The organism is Ferrovibrio sp. (assembly GCF_965278975.1).
Lineage (GTDB): Bacteria > Pseudomonadota > Alphaproteobacteria > Ferrovibrionales > Ferrovibrionaceae > Ferrovibrio.
In genome coordinates, this window is sequence record NZ_OZ257126.1 from 3,943,813 (window position 1) to 3,958,182 (window position 14,370).

Annotated in this window: 16 protein-coding genes; 6 read left to right on the forward strand and 10 right to left on the reverse strand. The window is 64.4% G+C overall.

Going from position 1 to position 14,370, the window contains the following annotated elements; genetic code table 11:
• The first annotated feature begins 80 nt into the window (after positions 1-80).
• Genes secD through ACQY7X_RS18785 form a run of 3 tightly spaced genes read left to right on the forward strand, consistent with a single transcriptional unit; the run spans position 81 to position 3,079 of the window.
• Entirely contained in the window at positions 81-1,703 is a 1,623-nt protein-coding gene (gene secD / locus ACQY7X_RS18775) for a protein translocase subunit SecD (RefSeq protein ID WP_428246940.1), read from the forward strand.
• A gap of 13 nt (positions 1,704-1,716) precedes the next feature.
• Entirely contained in the window at positions 1,717-2,694 is a 978-nt protein-coding gene (gene secF / locus ACQY7X_RS18780; protein ID WP_428246941.1) for a protein translocase subunit SecF, read from the forward strand.
• 7 nt (positions 2,695-2,701) lie between these two features.
• A complete protein-coding gene (locus tag ACQY7X_RS18785) occupies positions 2,702-3,079 on the forward strand; it encodes an Mth938-like domain-containing protein (protein ID WP_428246942.1) in 378 nt (125 codons plus the stop codon).
• A 76-nt stretch (positions 3,080-3,155) separates the two neighbouring features.
• Here the strand turns inward: ACQY7X_RS18785 and ACQY7X_RS18790 are convergent, their stop codons facing one another.
• Positions 3,156-3,728: a urate hydroxylase PuuD gene (locus tag ACQY7X_RS18790; RefSeq protein WP_428246943.1), complete on the reverse strand. Its 573-nt coding sequence runs from the start codon at positions 3,726-3,728 to the stop codon at positions 3,156-3,158.
• Positions 3,729-3,826: 98 nt separating this feature from the next.
• Here ACQY7X_RS18790 and ACQY7X_RS18795 point away from each other — a divergent pair, with 98 nt between their 5' ends.
• A complete protein-coding gene (locus ACQY7X_RS18795) occupies positions 3,827-4,663 on the forward strand; it encodes a phytoene/squalene synthase family protein (protein ID WP_428246944.1) in 837 nt (278 codons plus the stop codon).
• Position 4,664: 1 nt separating this feature from the next.
• Here ACQY7X_RS18795 and ACQY7X_RS18800 read toward each other — a convergent pair whose 3' ends face one another.
• Genes ACQY7X_RS18800 through uvrA form a run of 5 tightly spaced genes read right to left on the reverse strand, consistent with a single transcriptional unit; the run spans position 4,665 to position 10,804 of the window.
• Entirely contained in the window at positions 4,665-5,510 is an 846-nt protein-coding gene (locus tag ACQY7X_RS18800; protein ID WP_428246945.1) for an SDR family oxidoreductase, read from the reverse strand.
• A gap of 8 nt (positions 5,511-5,518) precedes the next feature.
• Positions 5,519-6,874, reverse strand: coding sequence for a methylenetetrahydrofolate--tRNA-(uracil(54)-C(5))-methyltransferase (FADH(2)-oxidizing) TrmFO (gene trmFO / locus ACQY7X_RS18805; RefSeq protein ID WP_428246946.1), 1,356 nt, complete (start codon positions 6,872-6,874; stop codon positions 5,519-5,521).
• Positions 6,867-7,469, reverse strand: a complete 603-nt coding sequence (locus ACQY7X_RS18810; protein ID WP_428246947.1) for a regulatory protein RecX — start codon at positions 7,467-7,469, stop codon at positions 6,867-6,869. The genes trmFO and ACQY7X_RS18810 overlap by 8 nt, the downstream gene beginning before the upstream one ends.
• A gap of 2 nt (positions 7,470-7,471) precedes the next feature.
• Positions 7,472-7,879: a GlcG/HbpS family heme-binding protein gene (locus tag ACQY7X_RS18815; protein ID WP_428246948.1), complete on the reverse strand. Its 408-nt coding sequence runs from the start codon at positions 7,877-7,879 to the stop codon at positions 7,472-7,474.
• Between the two features lie 24 nt (positions 7,880-7,903).
• Positions 7,904-10,804: an excinuclease ABC subunit UvrA gene (gene uvrA / locus ACQY7X_RS18820; RefSeq protein WP_428246949.1), complete on the reverse strand. Its 2,901-nt coding sequence runs from the start codon at positions 10,802-10,804 to the stop codon at positions 7,904-7,906.
• Between the two features lie 132 nt (positions 10,805-10,936).
• On the opposite strand from uvrA, the gene ssb reads away from it, so the two are divergent.
• On the forward strand, positions 10,937-11,473 hold the full coding sequence (gene ssb, locus ACQY7X_RS18825; protein ID WP_428246950.1) for a single-stranded DNA-binding protein: 537 nt from the start codon (positions 10,937-10,939) through the stop codon (positions 11,471-11,473).
• A 69-nt stretch (positions 11,474-11,542) separates the two neighbouring features.
• Here ssb and ACQY7X_RS18830 read toward each other — a convergent pair whose 3' ends face one another.
• A complete protein-coding gene (locus tag ACQY7X_RS18830) occupies positions 11,543-12,307 on the reverse strand; it encodes an SDR family oxidoreductase (protein WP_428246951.1) in 765 nt (254 codons plus the stop codon).
• A gap of 111 nt (positions 12,308-12,418) precedes the next feature.
• Here ACQY7X_RS18830 and ACQY7X_RS18835 point away from each other — a divergent pair, with 111 nt between their 5' ends.
• Entirely contained in the window at positions 12,419-13,351 is a 933-nt protein-coding gene (locus ACQY7X_RS18835) for a LysR substrate-binding domain-containing protein (RefSeq protein WP_428246952.1), read from the forward strand.
• Here the strand turns inward: ACQY7X_RS18835 and ACQY7X_RS18840 are convergent, their stop codons facing one another.
• The 3 genes from ACQY7X_RS18840 to ACQY7X_RS18850 are packed head-to-tail and all read right to left on the reverse strand — an operon-like array spanning position 13,352 to position 14,351.
• Positions 13,352-13,759, reverse strand: coding sequence for a hypothetical protein (locus ACQY7X_RS18840; RefSeq protein ID WP_428246953.1), 408 nt, complete (start codon positions 13,757-13,759; stop codon positions 13,352-13,354).
• Positions 13,756-14,058 carry a hypothetical protein gene (locus tag ACQY7X_RS18845; RefSeq protein WP_428246954.1) on the reverse strand — a complete coding sequence of 101 codons (303 nt, stop codon included), beginning with the start codon at positions 14,056-14,058 and terminating at the stop codon, positions 13,756-13,758. Before ACQY7X_RS18845 ends, ACQY7X_RS18840 begins: the two co-directional genes overlap by 4 nt.
• Positions 14,059-14,069: 11 nt before the next feature.
• Entirely contained in the window at positions 14,070-14,351 is a 282-nt protein-coding gene (locus ACQY7X_RS18850; RefSeq protein WP_428246955.1) for a CsbD family protein, read from the reverse strand.
• Between the last annotated feature and the right edge of the window lie 19 nt (positions 14,352-14,370).

Below are 14,370 nucleotides of genomic sequence, written 5' to 3' on the forward strand. Positions count from 1 at the left end.
TCGTAAAAATACTGTCGGGCCGGCCTTGTCGCCGGCCCGATCCAGTCCCTCTTAATGCGTGAGGGCAGGGGCAGACAGACATGCTTTATTTCGCACCGTGGAAAGTTTGGTCCATCATCCTGGTCTGCTTGGCCGGGTTGCTGCTGAGCGTGCCCAACCTGTTCACCCGCGAACAGCTCAACAAGCTGCCGTCCTGGATCCCGACGCATCAGGTCAATCTCGGCCTCGATCTGCGCGGCGGCGCCCATCTGCTGCTCGAAGTCGATACCAATACCGTGCTGCGCGAGCGGCTTGAGGCGCTGGTAGACGGCGCCCGCTCCGAACTGCGCGGCGCCAACATGCGCTATACCGGCATCGCCGCCACCGGCACCAATACCGTGACCGTGCGCCTGCCAGATCCGAGCACCGCGCCGCGTGTGCGCGAATTGCTGCAGAAGCTGGCGCAGCCGGTGCAGTCGAGCCTGATCGGCTTCGGCGGCGGCCAGCTCGACATGGCCGTGGAAGTGGCGCCGGAAGGCAATGCCGTGCGCATGGTGCTGTCGGAAGCCGCGATCCAGGAACGCGCCCGCGCCGCCGTGACGCAGTCCATGGAAATCGTGCGCCGCCGCATTGACCAGTTCGGCGTCAACGAACCCACCATCCAGATTCAGGGCCGCGACCGCATCCTGGTGCAGCTGCCCGGCATCGATGATCCGCAGCGCATCAAGACCCTGGTGGGCCAGACCGCGAAGCTGACCTTCCATCTGCTGGACATGACCGCCGACAGCAACGCCACCGTGGCGCCGGCCGGCTCGATGATCCTGGAATCCGACAAGGACCGCGATGGCACCGGCCGTCCGGTGCGCTTCGTGGTCAAGCGCAAGATCGAGGTGGCGGGCGACCAGCTGGTCGATGCCCAGGCCGGCACCGATCAGCGTTCCGGCCAGCCGATTGTCAATTTCCGTTTCTCGACTGCTGGCGCCAAGCGTTTCGCCGATATCACCCAGGCCAATGTCGGCATGCCGTTCGCCATCGTGCTCGACAACAAGGTGCTGACCGCGCCGCGCATCAACGAGCCAATCCTGGGCGGTTCGGGCCAGATCAGCGGCAACTTCACCTTTGCTTCCGCCTCCGACCTTGCCGTGCTGCTGCGTGCCGGTGCGCTGCCGGCACCGCTGAAGGTGGTGGAGGAGCGCACCGTCGGCCCCGATCTCGGCGCCGACTCGATCCGCGCCGGCCTGATCTCGATTGCCGTCGCCGCCGCATTGGTCATGGTCTACATGGTGCTGGCCTATGGCCTGTTCGGCCTGTTCGCCGATATCGCACTGATCGCCAACCTGCTGCTGACGCTGGCCGCCATGTCGCTGCTCGGCGCCACGCTGACGCTGCCCGGCATTGCCGGTCTGCTGCTGACGCTCGGCATGTCGGTTGATGCCAACGTCCTGATCAACGAGCGTATCCGCGAAGAAACCAAGCTTGGCAAATCGCCGATGGCGGCCATGGAGGCGGGCTTCAAGCGCGCCTTCAGCACCATTGTCGACGCCAACCTGACGACCCTGTTCAAGATGCTGATTCTCTATGCACTGGGCTCCGGCACGGTGAAGGGTTTCGCCGTTACCATTTCACTCGGCATCATCACCTCGATGTTCACCGCCACCGTGGTGGTACGCCTGATGATGGTGACCTGGCTGCGCCGCCGTCGCGTCGCCGCGCTGCCGGTGTAAGGAGGCAATAGCCATGTACAAGCTCCGCCTCATCCCGGACAACACCAACTACCCGTTCATGAAGGGCCGCATCATCGGCCTTGCCGTGTCGGCTTTCCTCAGCCTCGTGTCGGTGGTGCTGTTCTTCCATCCTGGCCTGCATTACGGCATCGACTTCAAGGGCGGCATCGTGATCGAGGCGCGCCTGCCGCAGGCCGCCGATTTCCCGGCTTTGCGCGATGCCATCCACAAGCTGGATCTCGGCCAGGCCGCATTGCAGGAATTCGGCTCGCCGCAGGATGTGCTGATCCGCCTTGGCCGCCAGGAAGGCGATGATGCCGCCGCCCAGCGCGCCGCCGACAAGGTGCGGGCCGCGCTGAACCAATCCTATCCCGGCGCTGAAATCCGCCGCGTCGAAGCGGTGGGCGCTTCCGTGTCGGATGAACTGTTCAAGGATGGCATGATCGCCATGGGCTTGGCCCTGGTCGCCATGTTGGCCTATATCTGGTTCCGTTTCGAATGGCAGTTCGGCGTCGGCGCTGTCGTCACCCTGGTGCTCGACGTGACCAAGACCGTCGGCTTCTATGTCATCACCGACCTGCAGTTCAATCTCGTGGCGGTGGCGGCCGTACTCACCATCATGGGCTTCTCGATCAACGACAAGGTGGTGGTGTATGACCGCGTGCGCGAGAATCTGCGCAAGTACAAGGTCATGCCGCTGCGTGAGCTGATCGACAAGAGCATCAACGAAACGCTGAACCGCACCATCAACACCTCGGTGACGATCTTCCTGTCCACCATCCCGCTGGCGCTGTTCGGCGGCGAGGCGGTACAGGGCTTCGCCATCGTGCTGCTGTTCGGCATCGTGCTGGCGACTTCGTCGTCGATCTTCATCGCCGCGCCGATCCTGCTGTTCCTCGGCGAGAACAAGCTGCGTCGCGGCACCGAGGCGCCGACCGCGCCGCCCCAGGCCGGCAAATCGGCACAGGCTGGCAAGCCCGCCAAGGGTTGATCCGACCATGGCCGACCTGAAGCAGCAGGTCGCCCCGGACCGGCAGACCATCGCCGCCTATGGCGATGGCGGTTTCCGCATCGCCGGCAAGCATTGGCTGGAGCCGGTGCTGGTGCAGCCGCGCCTTACGCTGGCCTGGCCGGTCAGCAGCCTTGCCGGCATGAGCATCGAGAGTTTCGCGCCCTTGCTGGCAGCAGAGGCCAAACCGGAATTGCTGGTGCTGGGCTGCGGCGCTTCCATCGCCCCGGTGCCGCGCGACATCCGCGCCGCCTTGCGCGAGCAGGGTATCGTGATCGAGCCGATGAATACCGGCGCCGCCTGCCGCACCTACAATCTACTGGTCCTGGAAAGCCGCTCCGTTGCGGCCGCGCTGATCCCGGTCTGACACGCACAACAAAAAAGGGCCACCGGAAAACTCCGGCGGCCCTGAATGAAGCGGCCCCTTTAGTGGGGGCTGGTGCTTAGCCGATATTCTGCTGCGCCACCATGCAATAGAGCATCGGCAGCGAAAGCATGAAGTTGGTGCGCGAGGCCAGCATGGCGAAGCGCGCGGCGGCAGCCTTGGCGGCATCATCCACCGGCACGATGCCGAGCGCCTTCTTCTGGTTCGGCCAGATGATGAACCAGACATTGAAGGCCATGAACAGGCCGAGCCACATGCCGATGCCGATGGTGCGGGTGCCTTCCTTCAGCATCATGGCGTCATGGCCATAGCCGTTGAGGACAGACAGCACCAGGCCGGTGACCACGGTGGCGAGCGCCGCCCAGCGGAACCAGAACAGCGCCTCGGGCGCAATGAACTTGCCCACCGCCGGCTTCAGTTCAGCCGGAATCTTCGGCATGGTCGGGATCTGCACGAAGTTGAAATACCACAGCAGGCCGATCCACAGCACACCGGACAGCACATGCAGCCAGCGCACGAAGAAGGCGACATAGGCATGGTCGACACTGCGGTGCAGCAGCAGGAAGGCGAGCACGGTCAGCACCACGCCGGCGCCGAGCGCCTTGTAGAGATTTTCCAGAATCTTTGCCATTGCTGGTTTCCTTGTTGTTATGGGCTTGATTCGACTTGAGCAAGCTATCACAGAATGCAGTGGCAGCAAGACGGGTTACGGCTTATAGCTGACCCGCCATGGAGCTCGACTCGGCCACCCATTGCGGCGACGAACTGCGCCGCCACGACCCCGACCGCTGGCTGACGGCGCTGTTCGCGCCCGACGTTGCACGCCCGGCTTTATGGGCGCTTTATGCCTTCAACCTGGAGATCGCACGCAGCGCCGAGCAGGTGAGCGAGGCGATGCTGGGCCATATCCGGCTGCAATGGTGGCGCGAAACCTGGGATGGCATTCGCGCCGGCACGCCGCGCAAGCATCCGGTGGCCGAGGCTCTGTTTGCAGCCGGCGCCGCTGCCTGGGATGCCGATGATGTGGCGGCGCTGATCGATGCCCGCGAGCGCGACCTGGAGCCGGCGCCGCCGGCGAGCCTCGCCGAACTGCTGGACTATGCCAAGGCAACCACGGCGCCCTTGCTGCGTCTTGCCTGCCAGGTGCTGGGGCAGACGCCGGATGGCGTGCTGCGGGAGACGCTGGATTATGCCGGGCAGGCCTATGCGCTGACCGGCATCCTGCGCGCCGTACCGTTCCACGCCGCGCAAGGCCGCGTGCTGCTGCCCTCCCAAATGCTAGGCGGGCAGGGGCTGGCCTGGGAAAGCATCCTGCGCCAGGAACTGGACCAGCGCGCCTTCACGGTGATGCGTGAAATCGGCCTGGAAGCACGCCGTCTGCTGGTGATGGCACGGCGCCGCCCGGTACCACGACAAGTATTGCCGGCACTGCTGCCACTGACCATCGCGGCTTTGCATCTGAAACAAATGGAGCGCGCCGGTTTCGATCCCAAAGCCAGTGCCGATGTGTCGCAGCCGCGCAAGCACGGCGCCTTGCTCTGGGCAGCTCTGCGGCGGCGGTTCTGACTCAGGCGAAACTGCGCCGCAAACCCTCGGCCAGCGGCATCGGCACTACGCCCAATTGCTGGCGCATGGCTTCCGTTGGAAAAGCCTTGTCCTCGCAGAGCCGCAGGATTTCATCGCGCTGCACGCTGGGCAGGAAGGGCAGCAGGCGGGTGAGGGCGGCCAGCAGCAGGCTGAGCGGCAGCGGCAGCACCAGCGGGCGCCGGCCGATGGCGGCGCCGATGGCGCGCACGAAGTCGCGATAGCGCATGGCCTGTGGTCCTGCCGCCACGATGCTGGCGCTGCTGATCTCGGTATGCAGCAGGGCGGCTTCGATACTGGCGCAGACATCCGCCACATGCACCGGCTGGATCAGGGTGCGGCCTCCGGACGGCAACGGGATGATGCCAAAGCGGCGGATGAAGGCCGCGATGCGGCGCGTGTTCAGATCATCCTCGGCGCCATAGATCATGGTGGGCAGCAGCAGGATACCGGGCTTGCCGCTGTGCAGGAAAGCATCGGCACCAACCCTGAGCCGCGCCGCCAGGGCATCGGGAAAGCGCGTGAACATGCGTGTGGAGCCGATCATCACCAGGCGGCCGGCATGGCCGGGCGGCAGCGCTGACAATATCTGCGGTGCATGCTGCACTTCCAGGCAGCTTACCACCGCCTCGGCATCGGCCAAGGCAGCTTGCAGGCTGGCCGGGTCTTCCAGCCGGAATGGCCGTGCTTCTGCCTGCCAGGCGACATCCTGTTTATGCGGGCTGCGCGCCGCCGCGATCACCTGCCAGCCATTGGACTGCAAACGCCGCAGCAACGGCCGGCCAAGGCGGCTGCTGGCGCCAAGAATGGTGACGCGCCGCTCTGCCATGGCCCCGTTCAGGCCGCCGCGCCTTCATTCCACTGCGCACCAAGCCAGGTGCTGAGGTCGGCCCGGGCACGGAGCGCCATGGCCTTCTTGCGCGCATCGCGGCGCACATCCTCGGGCAGTGGTGGGAACAGGCCGAAATTCACATTCATCGGCTGGAAGGTCTTGGCATCGGCGCCGCCGGTGATGTGGCTGTGCAGCGCACCCAGCGCCGTGGTCGGCGGCGGCGCGACCAATGTCGAGCCGAGATGCTCGGCGGCAGCCATGCGGCCGGCCAGCAGGCCGATGGCGGTGCTTTCGACATAGCCCTCCACGCCCGTCACCTGGCCGGCGAAGCGCAGGCGCCGCATCGCCTTCAGCTGTAATTGCTGGTTCAGCAGCTTCGGCGAATTCAGGAAGGTGTTGCGGTGAATGCCGCCGAGCCGGGCGAATTGCGCATTCTCCAGGCCGGGGATCATGCGGAACAGGCGTATCTGCTCGGCGTGCTTCATCTTGGTCTGGAAGCCGACCATGTTGTAGAGCGTGCCGAGCGCATTATCCTGGCGCAGCTGTACCACGGCATTGGGGCGCTTGGCCGTGCGCGGATCGGTGAGGCCGACCGGCTTCATCGGGCCGAAACGCAAGGTCATTGGGCCGCGCTCCGCCATCACCTCGATGGGCAGGCAGCCCTCGAAATAAGGTGTGTTCTTTTCCCAGTCCTTGAACTCGGTCTTGCCCGCCGCCAGTAGCTCGACGATGAAGGCATCGTATTCCTCGCGGCTCATCGGGCAGTTGATGTAATCGGCGCCATCGCCCTCGGGGCCTACCTTGTCGTAGCGCGACTGGAACCACGCCTTCGACATGTCGATGCTGTCCTTGTGCACGATGGGTGCAATGGCATCGAAGAAGGCGAGGCTGCTTTCGCCGGTAAGGCCCAGCACGGCCTCGGCGAGCGCCGGCGAGGTGAGCGGCCCGGTGGCCACGATCACGCTGTCCCATTCTTCCGGTGGCAAGCCGGCGATCTCGCCGCGCGCCACAGTGATCAGCTTCTCGCCTTCGATGGCGCGCTGCACCTGGGCGGAGAAGGCATCGCGGTCCACGGCCAGCGCACCGCCGGCTGGCACCTTGTTGGCATCGGCTGCCGCCATGATCACGGAATTGCAGCGGCGCAGTTCCTCATGCAGCAGGCCGACGGCGTTGTTCTCGGCATCATCGGAACGGAAGGAATTCGAGCAGACCAGTTCGGCCAGGCCATCGGTCTGGTGCGCATCGGTCTTGCGCTCGGGCCGCATCTCATGCAGCACGACGCTGACGCCTGCGCGCGCCAATTGCCAGGCGGCTTCCGAGCCGGCAAGGCCGCCGCCAATAACGTGAACCGGTTTAGTCATTACTCAGGCTCTCCAACGCTTCAACACTCTCGGCTGCCAGTATACGCCGGATCAAGTCACTTGAAAAACCGCGCCGCGCCAGCGCCGCCATGTCCTTGTTCCGCAGCTCGCGGCGAGACTCTGGATCAGCACGGAACGGCCCCAGCTTGCGGCGCCGGGCATAGGCGATGGCGGCGGGCAGGTCGGTCACCGGCTCGGCGCGTTCCTCGGCCAGATTCTCCAGCGCGGCGCCCGTCATATCCGCCTTCACGCCCTTGGCCGCCAGGGTCTGGCGGATGCGGCTCAAGCTCTTGCCTTCGTCATAAAGCCGGCGGGTGCGCTGTTCGGCATATCTCTGGTCGTTGAGGAAGCCGAGCCGGGTCAGCTTCTCGATCACCGCTTCGATCCAGGCCGCCACCTCGGGCGGTGGGCCATCCTCGCTGCCTTCCGCGCGGCGCCGCACCTTGCGCTGCAATACGCGGCGCAGGTTGGCGGTGGAGGAGGCGTAGCGTTCCAGGTAGAACAAAGCCGCGCGTTCGAGATAGCCGGGATCGACCTTTTTCGGTCGCTGTCCCGGCTTCGAGCGCGGCCCCGGCTTCTGACCCGGCGCCGCCATGCTTACGAGAGCTTCAGCGCCGCGATACCGGCCCGCGCCACTTCCGCATCCTGCGACGAGGCTACACCGGAAACGCCGACCGCACCGATGCAGATGCCATCGGCGATGATCGGTTCGGCGCCTTCCAGCAGCACCAGGTCCGGCACCGAGAGGAAAGCCGTGCGGCCATTGGCGATGATATCTTCCAGCGCCTTGGTGGGGCGGCGGGCATAGGCGGAAGCCTTGGCCTTGCCCTGGCTGATCGCCACCGTGGTGAGGCCGGCGCCATCCAGGCGCTGGAAATGCAGCAGGTGGCCACCATCATCAACGATGGCAATGCTGACCTTCCAATTGTTCTTCACTGCCTCGGCTTCGGCAGCCGCGGCCACCATCTGCACATCGGAAAGGCTCAGCATCTTGCGGGTAAGCATCACGTTGCTCCTGTTTTTTAATTGTCAGCGGCCAGCGGCGCGCTTCTTGGCTGGTGCTGCCTTGGCCGATTGCAGATCGGCCAGGCTGCGCTTGTCGGCGGGTTTGAGATATTCCTTCAAGTACCGGCCGGTGTAGCTTTCGGAAACCTTGGCTACATCTTCCGGCGTGCCAGCGGCCACGATCATGCCGCCGCCATCGCCGCCTTCCGGGCCGAGATCGATCACCCAATCGGCGGTCTTCACCACTTCGAGGTTATGCTCGATCACGATCACCGTGTTGCCGTTATCCACCAGGGCGTGGATCACTTCCAGCAGCTTGCGCACATCCTCGAAATGCAGGCCGGTGGTCGGCTCATCCAGAATGTAGAGCGTGCGGCCGGTGGCGCGCTTGGACAATTCCTTCGACAGCTTGACGCGCTGCGCCTCGCCGCCTGAGAGCGTGGTGGCCGATTGCCCGATCTTGATATAGCCGAGGCCGACCTGCTGCAGCGTTTGCAGTTTCTCGCGGATCGACGGCACCGCCTTGAAGAAATCCACGCCATCATCCACCGTCATGTCGAGCACATCGGCAATCGACTTGTCGCGGTAATGGATATCCAGCGTCTCGCGGTTATAGCGTTTGCCCTTGCAGACATCGCATTGCACATAGACATCGGGCAGGAAGTGCATCTCGATCTTGATCAGGCCGTCGCCCTGGCAGGCTTCGCAGCGGCCGCCCTTGACGTTGAACGAGAAGCGGCCGGCGGCATAGCCGCGCGCCTTGGCTTCCGGCAGGCCGGCGAACCAGTCACGGATCGGGCCAAAGGCGCCGGTATAGGTAGCCGGATTGGAGCGCGGCGTGCGGCCGATGGGCGACTGGTCGATATCGATGATCTTGTCGAGCCATTCCAGGCCCTCGATACGGTCATGGGCGCCCGGAAGATCGCGGCTGCCATTCAGCTTGCGCGATACGGCCTTGAATAGCGTCTCGATGGTCAGCGTCGACTTGCCGCCACCCGATACACCGGTGACGCAGGTGAGCAGCCCGAGTGGAAATTCAGCAGTGACATTCTTGAGGTTGTTGGCCTTGGCGCCGACAACGCGGACGATCTTGTTCGGCACGCGCTGGCGCCGCTTGGCCGGCACGGCAACAAAACGCTTGCCGGAGAGATACTGCCCGGTGACCGACTTGGCCGCTTTCATGATATCGGCGGGCGTGCCTTCGGCGATCACTTCGCCGCCATGCACGCCGGCGGCCGGCCCCATGTCGATGACGTAATCCGCCGTGCGGATGGCTTCCTCATCATGCTCCACCACCAGCACGGTATTGCCGATATCGCGCAGGTAGGTCAGGGTTTCGAGCAGCTTGGCATTGTCGCGCTGATGCAGGCCGATGCTGGGTTCATCCAGCACATAGAGCACGCCGGTAAGGCCCGAGCCGATCTGCGAGGCCAGCCGGATGCGCTGGCTCTCGCCGCCCGACAGCGTGCCGGATGAACGCGCCAGGGTGAGGTAATCCAGGCCGACATTGACCAGGAAGCCGAGGCGTTCGTTGATCTCCTTGAGGATACGCGCGGCGATATCCTGCTGCTTCGGCGACAACGCCTTGGTGAGATCGAGGAACCATTGCCGCGCATCCAGGATCGAGCGGCTGCAGACCTCGCCGATATGCTGGCCGCCAACCTTCACCGCTAGGGCTTCCGGCTTCAGGCGATGGCCCTTGCAGCTTTCGCAGGCGGTGGCGGACTGGAAACGCTCCAGTTCCTCGCGCACCCAGTCGCTCTCGGTTTCGCGCCAGCGCCGCTCCAGGTTCGGGATCACGCCCTCGAACGGCTTCTTGATCGTGTAGCTGCGCATGCCGTCGTCATAGGCGATCGGCACGATCTCCTCGCCCGAGCCTTGCAGGATTACCTGGCGCACCTTGGCCGGCACATCCTTCCACTTGGCGGTGAGCGAGAATTTGAAATGCTTGGCCAGGCCATCCAGCGTCTGCTGGTAATAGGGCGAGGTGGACTTGGCCCAGGGCGCGACGGCGCCTTCGCGCAGGGTCACGTTCTCATCCGGCACCACCATGGCGGCATCGAAATACATCTTGCTGCCCAGGCCATCGCAGACCGGGCAGGCGCCGAACGGATTGTTGAACGAGAACAGGCGCGGCTCGATCTCGTCGATGGTGAATCCGGAAACCGGGCAGGCGAACTTGGCCGAGAAGATTGTGCGCTCGCCCTTATCGGCACCTTCGGCAATGGCGATGCCATCGGCGAGGCCCAAAGCGGTCTCGAAACTATCGGCAAGCCGGGTCTGCACACCATCGCGCACCACCACGCGGTCGATCACCACCTCGATATCGTGCTTCAGCTTCTTGTTCAGCGCCGGCACCTCGGCGATCTCATAAAGCTTGCCGTCCACCTTCACGCGCTGGAAGCCGCGCTTCTGCAGGTCCTGCAATTCCTTTTTGTATTCGCCCTTGCGGCCACGGATCATCGGCGCCAGCAAATAGAGCCGCGTGCCTTCCGGCATTGCCATCACGCGGTCAACCATCTGGCTCACGGTCTGGCTCTCGATCGGCAGGCCGGTGGCGGGCGAGTAGGGGATGCCGATTCGGGCGAACAGCAGGCGCAGGTAATCGTGGATTTCGGTGACGGTGCCGACCGTCGAGCGCGGGTTCTTCGAGGTGGTTTTCTGCTCGATGGAAATCGCCGGGCTCAGGCCGTCGATATGATCGACATCCGGCTTCTGCATCAACTCCAGGAACTGCCGCGCATAGGCTGACAGGGACTCGACGTAACGCCTTTGCCCCTCGGCATAAATCGTATCGAAAGCGAGCGAGGATTTGCCCGAGCCGGAAAGCCCGGTGAGCACCACCAGCTTGTCGCGCGGGATGTCCACGTCCACGTTCTTGAGGTTATGCTCACGGGCGCCGCGGACGGAGATTGTCTTCTGCATGGGACGGCTCACTGACGGGGCTTGGGGAGGACTTGGACGGCTTTTTTTGCTGTAGGTCTTCATTATACGCCGATAAGGTGATACAAGACCAGTTAGAGAACAGATATAAGAACAAATAGTGGAGAACGGCCTATGGCTGGCAGCGTCAACAAGGTGATCCTGGTCGGCAATCTGGGCCGGGACCCGGAAATCCGCTCGATGCAGAACGGCGATGAAGTAGCCCAGCTCTCCATTGCCACTTCCGAGACCTGGCGCGACAAGAATAGCGGCGAGCGCAAGGAGCGTACCGAGTGGCACCGGGTGGTGGTTTTCAATGAAAACCTGGTGAAAGTGGTCAAGCAGTACGTCAAGAAGGGCGCCAAGCTCTACATCGAAGGCTCGCTGCAGACCCGCAAATGGACCGACCAGTCGGGCCAGGAAAAGTACACCACCGAGATCGTGCTGCAGCGCTATCGCGGTGAACTGACCATGCTGGATGGCGGCCGTGGCGAAGGCGGCGGCGGTGGCGGCATGGGTGGTGGTGGTAGTGGCTTCGGCGGCGACGATGATTACGGCGGGGGCGGCGGCTCGGGTTCGGGCGGCGGCTTCGGCGGCGGCGGTGGTGGCCGCAGCGGCGGCGGCAAAGCAGCCCCGCGCCGCGATGACCTGGACGACGATATCCCGTTCTGAGTTGAGGCTACCTAGCAGACAGAAAAAGGGCATCCGTGATGAACGGATGCCCTTTTTGCTTATGAGGGATTAGCTGCGGGTGATCGAGATGCCGCCATCGACGAAGCTGGACGTGCCGGTGACGAAGGCGGAATCCTCGGAAGCGAGATAGAGCACCGACCGCGCCAGTTCCTCCGGCCGGCCGACCCGCTTCAGGGCATGCATGTTGGCCATGGCTTCCGTGGCTTCCGGCGTGGTGTGCATGCCGCGATACATCGGCGTATCGACGGCGCCGGGCAGGATCGAATTGACGCGCACGCCCTGCGGCCCGTATTCGGCGGCCAGCACCTGGGTCAGGCCGATCAGGCCGGCCTTGCTGGCGGCATAGGCGGCAACGCCCGGGAAGCCGATGGTATGGCCGACGAAAGTCGAGGTGAAGATCACCGAGCCGCCGCCGCGCGCGATCATCGCCGGGATCTGGTGCTTGGCGCCGAGGAAGCCGCTGGTCAGGTTGGTGGCCAGCGTATCTGACCAGCCCTGTTCCGATACCTCAATGCTGGGGCCGGCCTCGCCGATGATGCCGGCATTGTTGAAGGCGATATCCAGGCCGCCGAAGCGGCTCACCGCCAGATCGACCAGGGCCTTGGCATAGGCTTCCGACTTCACATCGCCGGCCAGCGCCACTGCCTCGCCGCCGGCCGCTTCGATCTCGGCTACCAGGCTGGCCAGTTCCGCCTCGCGGCGGGCACCGACCACTAGCCTGGCGCCTTCCTGGGCGAACAGCAGGGCGGTAGCGCGGCCAATGCCGGCGCTGGCGCCGGTAACCAAGGCAATCTTGCCATTCAAGCGGTTCATGACTTCTCTCCTTCTGGGTGGCGGCGCCCGATGCGCTCGCCGTTGCCAGCAAGGTATGATTAGCTTTTTACATTTCATAGGCGAATAAAATGCTTATATAATTCAGTTTATATGAATTATGAGAAAGGCTGGATCATGGACCGCCTGCGTGCCTTTGAAGTCTTTGTCAGTGTGGTGAATAAGGGAAGCCTAGTGCAGGGCGCCGCCGCGCTGAACACCTCGCCGGCCAATGTCACCCGCTACCTGACCGAACTGGAAGGCCATCTCGGCACACGGCTGCTGAACCGCTCATCAAGGCATCTCTCGCTGACCGAAAGCGGCGAGGCGCTGTATGAGCGCAGCCGGGCGATCCTGGAGGATGTGAGCGAGGCCGAGGCACTGGCCACGGCTTCCAGCCTGAAGCCGCGCGGCCGCCTGCGCATCAACGCGCCGGTGAGCTTCGGCGTGCTGCATCTGGCGCCGCTCTGGCCGCGCTTCCTGGCGCAATACCCGGAGGTCGAACTGGATGTATCGCTGATCGATCGCGTGGTCGATATCGTTGAAGAGGGCTTCGACCTTGCCATCCGCATCTCGCGCAGCGGCTCGGCCAATCTGGTCGCCCGCCGCCTGGCGGTATCGCACAACATCGCCTGCGCGGCGCCGGATTATCTGGCACAGCATGGCACGCCACGGCATCCATCGGACCTGGCCGAGCATACCTGCGTGATCAATGCCAATTCCTCGATGGCCGATGAATGGCTGTTCAGCGATGCGGCGGGGAAGCCTCACAAGGCGGTGGTGCGTGGCAGGCTGCGCGCCAATAACGGCGATACGGCGCGGGCGGCGGCTTTGGCCGGGCAGGGCATCATCTGGCAGCCGACCTTTCTGATCGGCGCGGACCTGAAAGCCGGGCGTCTGGTGCGGGTGCTGCCGGAATACAGCCTGCCCGATATCGACATCCTGGCGCTCTATCCCAGCCGCCGCTATCTCAGCGCCAAGGTCCGCGTCATGGTCGATTTCCTCGCCGATGCCTTCAAGGCAACGCCTGCCTGGGATGCCACCTGATCAGCGGCGGGCGAACAACGCCACCAGGCTGCCGGCGGCAGCAGCGGCGAGCAGGGCGGTGCCGGGATTCTGGCTCACCAGCGGCCCGGCCTGGGCCAGCAGCGGCTTGGCCTGTGCCAGCAGGTCGGCGATGTCGTTGGCCGGCGTCGGGCGCAGGCGATAGGCGAGATAGCCGGCAAGGGCGGCCAGGGCCAGCAGGCTGAACGCGGCCGTGGCGGCAGCCAGCGGCAGCGGCATCATCGTGCCGAGGCCCAGAAACAGCGACCAGCCAAGCAGCAGCAGGCCGGAGAGCAGGGCGCAGGCACCGACCGCGCCGGCCACGGCAACGACGGCGAGCCGCCGCCGTTGCCGTGCCGATGCGGCTGCCCGCATGCCTTCAAAGGCCAGGGAGAGCAGCGGCAGGCTCATCGCCGCAGCAACAGGCCGGTGAGGACAGCGCCAGCGGCGAAGGCCGCCAGCAGGCTGGTGCCGGGGCGCTCGCGCACGGTGTCTTCCACCATGGTGATGGCCTCCTGCCCCTTGTCCTTGGCTTCGGCGAGGAGGCCCTGGAGATGCTCCTGCATCAGGCCAAGCTCGGCTTCGGCCAGAGTGCCGCCATTCTGCTTCACCTTGGTGAGAAGGGCGCTGAGCTGGTTGCCCAGCTCAGCCACATCCTTATGCAGCGCCTTCAACTCGGCTTCAGGGCTGCGTGTGGTTGCGCGTGCCATTGGCCCGGCCCTTAGTGGCGTGCCGAGTTGGCCGATTTCTCGGCCTTGTGCACGGCATCCATCCACTCGGAGATCTGGCGCTCGGCCTGATCCTTCACGATGCCGTAATGCTCCTGGATCTTGCCCGAGAGCTGGTCGCGGCGGCCATTGATGGCAGTCAGCTCGTCATCGGTGAGCTTGCCCCAGCGTTCCTTGGCCTTGCCGGTGAACTGCTTCCAGTTACCCTCAATGCGGTCCCAGGACGGCAGGATGGCGGAAATCTTCGCGTCGACGCGCGCGGTGGTGTTGGACATGACTATACTCCTGATTTCT

Coding starts and splice junctions, on each gene's coding strand:
- secD (WP_428246940.1), top strand. CDS start 81: ATGCTTTATTTCGCACCGTGGAAAGTTTGGTCCATCATCCTGGTCTGC.
- secF (WP_428246941.1), top strand. CDS start 1,717: ATGTACAAGCTCCGCCTCATCCCGGACAACACCAACTACCCGTTCATG.
- ACQY7X_RS18785 (WP_428246942.1), top strand. CDS start 2,702: ATGGCCGACCTGAAGCAGCAGGTCGCCCCGGACCGGCAGACCATCGCC.
- ACQY7X_RS18790 (WP_428246943.1), bottom strand. CDS start 3,728: ATGGCAAAGATTCTGGAAAATCTCTACAAGGCGCTCGGCGCCGGCGTG.
- ACQY7X_RS18795 (WP_428246944.1), top strand. CDS start 3,827: ATGGAGCTCGACTCGGCCACCCATTGCGGCGACGAACTGCGCCGCCAC.
- ACQY7X_RS18800 (WP_428246945.1), bottom strand. CDS start 5,510: ATGGCAGAGCGGCGCGTCACCATTCTTGGCGCCAGCAGCCGCCTTGGC.
- trmFO (WP_428246946.1), bottom strand. CDS start 6,874: ATGACTAAACCGGTTCACGTTATTGGCGGCGGCCTTGCCGGCTCGGAA.
- ACQY7X_RS18810 (WP_428246947.1), bottom strand. CDS start 7,469: ATGGCGGCGCCGGGTCAGAAGCCGGGGCCGCGCTCGAAGCCGGGACAG.
- ACQY7X_RS18815 (WP_428246948.1), bottom strand. CDS start 7,879: ATGCTTACCCGCAAGATGCTGAGCCTTTCCGATGTGCAGATGGTGGCC.
- uvrA (WP_428246949.1), bottom strand. CDS start 10,804: ATGCAGAAGACAATCTCCGTCCGCGGCGCCCGTGAGCATAACCTCAAG.
- ssb (WP_428246950.1), top strand. CDS start 10,937: ATGGCTGGCAGCGTCAACAAGGTGATCCTGGTCGGCAATCTGGGCCGG.
- ACQY7X_RS18830 (WP_428246951.1), bottom strand. CDS start 12,307: ATGAACCGCTTGAATGGCAAGATTGCCTTGGTTACCGGCGCCAGCGCC.
- ACQY7X_RS18835 (WP_428246952.1), top strand. CDS start 12,419: ATGAATTATGAGAAAGGCTGGATCATGGACCGCCTGCGTGCCTTTGAA.
- ACQY7X_RS18840 (WP_428246953.1), bottom strand. CDS start 13,759: ATGAGCCTGCCGCTGCTCTCCCTGGCCTTTGAAGGCATGCGGGCAGCC.
- ACQY7X_RS18845 (WP_428246954.1), bottom strand. CDS start 14,058: ATGGCACGCGCAACCACACGCAGCCCTGAAGCCGAGTTGAAGGCGCTG.
- ACQY7X_RS18850 (WP_428246955.1), bottom strand. CDS start 14,351: ATGTCCAACACCACCGCGCGCGTCGACGCGAAGATTTCCGCCATCCTG.